Annotated in this window: 9 protein-coding genes; all 9 read left to right on the forward strand. The window is 49.8% G+C overall.

Annotation, left to right across the window (positions count from 1 at the left end; translation table 11 throughout):
• The first annotated feature begins 105 nt into the window (after nt 1–105).
• Nucleotides 106–918: an FKBP-type peptidyl-prolyl cis-trans isomerase gene (gene fkpA, locus E0D98_RS08690; RefSeq protein WP_000838261.1), complete on the forward strand. Its 813-nt coding sequence runs from the start codon at nt 106–108 to the stop codon at nt 916–918.
• A gap of 166 nt (nt 919–1084) precedes the next feature.
• Nucleotides 1085–1807, forward strand: coding sequence for a transcriptional regulator (locus tag E0D98_RS08695; protein ID WP_000091466.1), 723 nt, complete (start codon nt 1085–1087; stop codon nt 1805–1807).
• A complete protein-coding gene (gene tusD / locus E0D98_RS08700) occupies nt 1807–2193 on the forward strand; it encodes a sulfurtransferase complex subunit TusD (RefSeq protein WP_001209710.1) in 387 nt (128 codons plus the stop codon). The genes E0D98_RS08695 and tusD overlap by 1 nt, the downstream gene beginning before the upstream one ends.
• Nucleotides 2193–2552 (forward strand): sulfurtransferase complex subunit TusC, encoded by a 360-nt coding sequence (gene tusC, locus E0D98_RS08705; RefSeq protein ID WP_000820724.1) that lies wholly within the window; start codon nt 2193–2195, stop codon nt 2550–2552. Before tusD ends, tusC begins: the two co-directional genes overlap by 1 nt.
• A 7-nt stretch (nt 2553–2559) precedes the next feature.
• Complete coding sequence (tusB, locus tag E0D98_RS08710) at nt 2560–2847, forward strand: sulfurtransferase complex subunit TusB (RefSeq protein WP_000903377.1); 288 nt, start codon at nt 2560–2562, stop codon at nt 2845–2847.
• A gap of 125 nt (nt 2848–2972) precedes the next feature.
• On the forward strand, nt 2973–3347 hold the full coding sequence (gene rpsL / locus E0D98_RS08715; protein ID WP_000246815.1) for a 30S ribosomal protein S12: 375 nt from the start codon (nt 2973–2975) through the stop codon (nt 3345–3347).
• A 96-nt stretch (nt 3348–3443) separates the two neighbouring features.
• Complete coding sequence (gene rpsG, locus E0D98_RS08720; RefSeq protein WP_001138043.1) at nt 3444–3914, forward strand: 30S ribosomal protein S7; 471 nt, start codon at nt 3444–3446, stop codon at nt 3912–3914.
• 96 nt (nt 3915–4010) lie between these two features.
• Nucleotides 4011–6125 carry an elongation factor G gene (fusA, locus tag E0D98_RS08725; protein ID WP_000124700.1) on the forward strand — a complete coding sequence of 705 codons (2115 nt, stop codon included), beginning with the start codon at nt 4011–4013 and terminating at the stop codon, nt 6123–6125.
• 70 nt (nt 6126–6195) lie between these two features.
• The coding region (locus E0D98_RS08730; protein ID WP_000031730.1) for a GTP-binding protein at nt 6196–6677 on the forward strand (482 nt) is incomplete at its 3' end.

Genomic DNA, 6677 nt, shown 5'->3' on the forward strand with positions numbered 1-6677 from the left:
TGATAATAGGGCGTGTCTGTATGTAGATTTGTTCGACAACGCTTTATAGTACCCTTCTGATAATAGTTAACCCTGGGGTGAGATGCCCCGATCCTGGAGATATGGATGAAATCACTGTTTAAAGTAACGCTGCTGGCGACCACAATGGCCGTTGCCCTGCATGCACCAATCACTTTTGCTGCTGAAGCTGCAAAACCTGCTACAACTGCTGACAGCAAAGCAGCGTTCAAAAATGACGATCAGAAGTCAGCTTATGCACTGGGTGCCTCGCTGGGTCGTTACATGGAAAACTCTCTAAAAGAACAAGAAAAACTGGGCATCAAACTGGATAAAGATCAGCTGATCGCTGGTGTTCAGGATGCATTTGCTGATAAGAGCAAACTCTCCGACCAAGAGATCGAACAGACTCTGCAAGCATTCGAAGCTCGCGTGAAGTCTTCTGCTCAGGCGAAGATGGAAAAAGACGCGGCTGATAACGAAGCAAAAGGTAAAGAGTACCGCGAGAAATTTGCCAAAGAGAAAGGTGTGAAAACCTCTTCAACTGGTCTGGTTTATCAGGTAGTAGAAGCCGGTAAAGGCGAAGCACCGAAAGACAGCGATACTGTTGTCGTGAACTACAAAGGTACTCTGATCGACGGTAAAGAGTTCGACAACTCTTACACTCGTGGTGAACCGCTCTCTTTCCGTCTGGACGGTGTTATCCCGGGTTGGACAGAAGGTCTGAAGAACATCAAGAAAGGCGGTAAGATCAAACTGGTTATTCCACCAGAACTGGCTTACGGCAAAGCGGGTGTTCCGGGGATCCCACCGAATTCTACCCTGGTGTTTGACGTAGAGCTGTTGGACGTGAAACCAGCGCCGAAGGCTGATGCAAAGCCGGAAGCTGATGCGAAAGCCGCAGATTCTGCTAAAAAATAAGCATTAAGAACCGCCGCCTGACCAGGCGGCGGTTTTTTTATTACAGGCCGGATATAATTAGTGCTGGAAAGCGGAACCTCCGCTGTATTAATTTAGTTACCCGCATCATTAATGAGCCTGCCCTGAAAAGTTAACGACAGGCTCCTGAAAAGGAGTGTTTTTTTTCATGTCCAGGTCGCTTTTAACCAACGAAACCAGTGAGTTGGATTTACTGGATCAACGTCCTTTCGACCAGACCGATTTTGATATTCTGAAATCCTACGAAGCGGTGGTGGACGGGTTAGCGATGCTTATTGGCTCCCACTGTGAAATCGTTTTGCACTCTTTGCAGGATCTAAAATGTTCAGCCATTCGCATTGCTAACGGTGAACATACAGGCCGGAAGATTGGTTCGCCAATTACTGACCTGGCGCTACGTATGCTGCACGATATGACGGGAGCGGATAGCAGCGTTTCTAAATGCTACTTTACTCGCGCCAAAAGCGGCGTATTAATGAAGTCCCTGACTATCGCGATTCGTAACCGCGAACAGCGTGTAATTGGTCTGCTGTGCATCAATATGAATCTTGATGTTCCCTTCTCGCAGATTATGAGCACTTTTGTGCCGCCAGAAACCCCGGATGTCGGTTCAAGCGTCAACTTTGCCTCTTCTGTTGAAGATCTGGTTACCCAAACGCTGGAGTTCACCATCGAAGAAGTGAATGCCGATCGCAATGTTTCTAATAACGCCAAAAATCGTCAGATCGTGCTGAATCTCTACGAGAAAGGGATCTTCGATATTAAAGACGCGATCAACCAGGTTGCTGACCGCCTGAACATCTCCAAACACACTGTCTATCTCTACATCCGCCAGTTCAAAAGCGGTGATTTCCAGGGGCAAGATAAGTAATGCGTTTTGCCATCGTGGTGACCGGGCCAGCATACGGTACGCAACAGGCGAGTAGTGCTTTTCAGTTTGCGCAGGCGCTGATAGTAGAAGGCCATGAGTTAAGCAGCGTCTTTTTCTATCGGGAAGGGGTCTATAACGCTAACCAATTGACCTCACCGGCAAGTGACGAATTTGACCTTGTGCGCGGCTGGCAACAGTTGAATGCGCAACATGGTGTGGCGCTGAATATCTGCGTAGCGGCAGCGTTACGCCGCGGTATCGTCGATGAAACTGAAGCAGGAAGGCTGGGGCTGGCTTCGTCAAACCTTCAGCCGGGATTTACCTTAAGCGGACTTGGCGCGCTGGCGGAAGCCTCGCTGACCTGTGACAGGGTGGTACAGTTCTGATGAAACGAATTGCGTTTGTTTTTTCTACTGCACCTCATGGTACAGCTGCTGGTCGGGAAGGTTTAGATGCTTTACTGGCAACTTCCGCATTAACTGACGATCTGACCGTCTTCTTTATTGCTGATGGCGTTTTTCAGCTGCTGTCAGGACAAAAGCCCGATGCAGTGCTGGCGCGTGATTACATTGCCACTTTTAAATTGTTGGGTCTGTACGACATTGAACAGTGCTGGGTTTGTGCGGCTTCACTGCGCGAACGCGGGTTAGATCCGCAGACACCCTTTGTTGTCGAAGCCACGCCGCTCGAAGCAGATGCCTTACGCCGCGAACTCGCCAACTACGATGTTATTTTGAGGTTTTGAGGCGTTTATGCTGCACACGTTACATCGTTCACCCTGGCTGACGGATTTTGCTGCGCTGCTGCGTCTGCTCAGTGAAGGAGACGAACTGCTATTATTGCAAGATGGCGTAACTGCCGCAGTTGACGGTAACCGCTACCTTGAAAGTCTGCGTAATGCCCCCATTAAGGTCTATGCCCTGAACGAAGACCTTATTGCCCGCGGTTTGACTGGTCAAATTTCGAACGACATCATTCCCATTGACTATACTGATTTCGTCAGACTTACGGTTAAGCACTCCAGCCAGATGGCCTGGTGATGGCGGGATCGTTGTATATTTCTTGACACCTTTTCGGCATCGCCCTAAAATTCGGCGTCCTCATATTGTGTGAGGACGTTTTATTACGTGTTTACGAAGCAAAAGCTAAAACCAGGAGCTATTTAATGGCAACAGTTAACCAGCTGGTACGCAAACCACGTGCTCGCAAAGTTGCGAAAAGCAACGTGCCTGCGCTGGAAGCATGCCCGCAAAAACGTGGCGTATGTACTCGTGTATATACTACCACTCCTAAAAAACCGAACTCCGCGCTGCGTAAAGTATGCCGTGTTCGTCTGACTAACGGTTTCGAAGTGACTTCCTACATCGGTGGTGAAGGTCACAACCTGCAGGAGCACTCCGTGATCCTGATCCGTGGCGGTCGTGTTAAAGACCTCCCGGGTGTTCGTTACCACACCGTACGTGGTGCGCTTGACTGCTCCGGCGTTAAAGACCGTAAGCAGGCTCGTTCCAAGTATGGCGTGAAGCGTCCTAAGGCTTAATGGTTCTCCGTTAAGTAAGGCCAAACGTTTTAACTTAAATGTCAAACTAAACTCGTAGAGTTTTGGACAATCCTGAATTAACAACGGAGTATTTCCATGCCACGTCGTCGCGTCATTGGTCAGCGTAAAATTCTGCCGGATCCGAAGTTCGGATCAGAACTGCTGGCTAAATTTGTAAATATCCTGATGGTAGATGGTAAAAAATCTACTGCTGAATCTATCGTATACAGCGCGCTGGAGACCCTGGCTCAGCGCTCTGGTAAATCTGAACTGGAAGCATTCGAAGTAGCTCTCGAAAACGTGCGCCCGACTGTAGAAGTTAAGTCTCGCCGCGTTGGTGGTTCTACTTATCAGGTACCAGTTGAAGTCCGTCCGGTTCGTCGTAATGCTCTGGCAATGCGTTGGATCGTTGAAGCTGCTCGTAAACGCGGTGATAAATCCATGGCTCTGCGCCTGGCGAACGAACTTTCTGATGCTGCAGAAAACAAAGGTACTGCAGTTAAGAAACGTGAAGACGTTCACCGTATGGCCGAAGCCAACAAGGCGTTCGCACACTACCGTTGGTAATCCCTTCGGAGTTTTAGTCACCAGGCGGGCGCTTCCAGTAAGCAGCCCGCTTTGGGCTACTTAAATTGAACGCCTAAAAGATAAACGAGGAAACAAATGGCTCGTACAACACCCATCGCACGCTACCGTAATATCGGTATCAGTGCGCACATCGACGCCGGTAAAACCACTACTACCGAACGTATTCTGTTCTACACCGGTGTAAACCATAAAATCGGTGAAGTTCATGACGGCGCTGCAACCATGGACTGGATGGAGCAGGAGCAGGAACGTGGTATTACCATCACTTCCGCTGCGACTACTGCATTCTGGTCTGGTATGGCTAAGCAGTATGAGCCGCATCGCATCAACATCATCGACACCCCGGGGCACGTTGACTTCACAATCGAAGTAGAACGTTCCATGCGTGTTCTCGATGGTGCGGTAATGGTTTACTGCGCAGTTGGTGGTGTTCAGCCGCAGTCTGAAACCGTATGGCGTCAGGCAAACAAATATAAAGTTCCGCGCATTGCGTTCGTTAACAAAATGGACCGCATGGGTGCGAACTTCCTGAAAGTTGTTAACCAGATCAAAACCCGTCTGGGCGCGAACCCGGTTCCGCTGCAGCTGGCGATTGGTGCTGAAGAACATTTCACCGGTGTTGTTGACCTGGTGAAAATGAAAGCTATCAACTGGAACGACGCTGACCAGGGCGTAACCTTCGAATACGAAGATATCCCGGCAGACATGGTTGAACTGGCTAACGAATGGCACCAGAACCTGATCGAATCCGCAGCTGAAGCTTCTGAAGAGCTGATGGAAAAATACCTGGGTGGTGAAGAACTGACTGAAGCAGAAATCAAAGGTGCTCTGCGTCAGCGCGTTCTGAACAACGAAATCATCCTGGTAACCTGTGGTTCTGCGTTCAAGAACAAAGGTGTTCAGGCGATGCTGGATGCGGTAATTGATTACCTGCCATCCCCGGTTGACGTACCTGCGATCAACGGTATCCTGGACGACGGTAAAGACACTCCGGCTGAGCGTCACGCAAGTGATGATGAGCCGTTCTCTGCACTGGCGTTCAAAATCGCTACCGACCCGTTTGTCGGTAACCTGACCTTCTTCCGTGTTTACTCCGGTGTGGTTAACTCTGGTGATACCGTACTGAACTCCGTGAAAGCTGCACGTGAGCGTTTCGGTCGTATCGTTCAGATGCACGCTAACAAACGTGAAGAGATCAAAGAAGTTCGCGCGGGCGACATCGCTGCTGCTATCGGTCTGAAAGACGTAACCACTGGTGACACCCTGTGTGACCCGGATGCGCCGATCATTCTGGAACGTATGGAATTCCCTGAGCCGGTAATCTCCATCGCAGTTGAACCGAAAACCAAAGCTGACCAGGAAAAAATGGGTCTGGCTCTGGGCCGTCTGGCTAAAGAAGACCCGTCTTTCCGTGTATGGACTGACGAAGAATCTAACCAGACCATTATCGCGGGTATGGGCGAACTGCACCTCGACATCATCGTTGACCGTATGAAGCGTGAATTCAACGTTGAAGCGAACGTAGGTAAACCGCAGGTTGCTTACCGTGAAACTATCCGCCAGAAAGTTACCGATGTTGAAGGTAAACACGCGAAACAGTCTGGTGGTCGTGGTCAGTATGGTCATGTTGTTATCGACATGTACCCGCTGGAGCCGGGTTCAAACCCGAAAGGCTACGAGTTCATCAACGACATTAAAGGTGGTGTAATCCCTGGCGAATACATCCCGGCCGTTGATAAAGGTATCCAGGAACAGCTGAAAGCAGGTCCGCTGGCAGGCTACCCGGTAGTAGACATGGGTATTCGTCTGCACTTCGGTTCTTACCATGACGTTGACTCCTCTGAACTGGCGTTTAAACTGGCTGCTTCTATCGCCTTTAAAGAAGGCTTTAAGAAAGCGAAACCAGTTCTGCTTGAGCCGATCATGAAGGTTGAAGTAGAAACTCCGGAAGAGAACACCGGTGACGTTATCGGTGACTTGAGCCGTCGTCGTGGTATGCTCAAAGGTCAGGAATCTGAAGTTACTGGCGTTAAGATCCACGCTGAAGTACCGCTGTCTGAAATGTTCGGATACGCAACTCAGCTGCGTTCTCTGACCAAAGGTCGTGCATCATACACTATGGAATTCCTGAAGTATGATGAAGCGCCGAGTAACGTTGCTCAGGCCGTAATTGAAGCCCGTGGTAAATAAGCCTAAGGGTTAATACCAAAGTCCCGTGCTCTCTCCTGAAGGGGAGAGCACTATAGTAAGGAATATAGCCGTGTCTAAAGAAAAATTTGAACGTACAAAACCGCACGTTAACGTTGGTACTATCGGCCACGTTGACCACGGTAAAACTACTCTGACCGCTGCAATCACCACCGTACTGGCTAAAACCTACGGCGGTGCTGCTCGTGCATTCGACCAGATCGATAACGCGCCGGAAGAAAAAGCTCGTGGTATCACCATCAACACTTCTCACGTTGAATATGACACCCCGACCCGTCACTACGCACACGTAGACTGCCCGGGGCACGCCGACTATGTTAAAAACATGATCACCGGTGCTGCTCAGATGGACGGCGCGATCCTGGTAGTTGCTGCGACTGACGGCCCGATGCCGCAGACTCGTGAGCACATCCTGCTGGGTCGTCAGGTAGGCGTTCCGTACATCATCGTGTTCCTGAACAAATGCGACATGGTTGATGACGAAGAGCTGCTGGAACTGGTTGAAATGGAAGTTCGTGAACTTCTGTCTCAGTA

The organism is Escherichia sp. KCJ4928, assembly GCF_004352695.1.
Classification (GTDB): Bacteria; Pseudomonadota; Gammaproteobacteria; order Enterobacterales; family Enterobacteriaceae; genus ECMA0423.

What these genes read in the sequence shown, in the direction of transcription:
- fkpA (WP_000838261.1), top strand. Translation starts at nt 106, where the DNA reads ATGAAATCACTGTTTAAAGTAACGCTGCTGGCGACCACAATGGCCGTT.
- E0D98_RS08695 (WP_000091466.1), top strand. Translation starts at nt 1,085, where the DNA reads ATGTCCAGGTCGCTTTTAACCAACGAAACCAGTGAGTTGGATTTACTG.
- tusD (WP_001209710.1), top strand. Translation starts at nt 1,807, where the DNA reads ATGCGTTTTGCCATCGTGGTGACCGGGCCAGCATACGGTACGCAACAG.
- tusC (WP_000820724.1), top strand. Translation starts at nt 2,193, where the DNA reads ATGAAACGAATTGCGTTTGTTTTTTCTACTGCACCTCATGGTACAGCT.
- tusB (WP_000903377.1), top strand. Translation starts at nt 2,560, where the DNA reads ATGCTGCACACGTTACATCGTTCACCCTGGCTGACGGATTTTGCTGCG.
- rpsL (WP_000246815.1), top strand. Translation starts at nt 2,973, where the DNA reads ATGGCAACAGTTAACCAGCTGGTACGCAAACCACGTGCTCGCAAAGTT.
- rpsG (WP_001138043.1), top strand. Translation starts at nt 3,444, where the DNA reads ATGCCACGTCGTCGCGTCATTGGTCAGCGTAAAATTCTGCCGGATCCG.
- fusA (WP_000124700.1), top strand. Translation starts at nt 4,011, where the DNA reads ATGGCTCGTACAACACCCATCGCACGCTACCGTAATATCGGTATCAGT.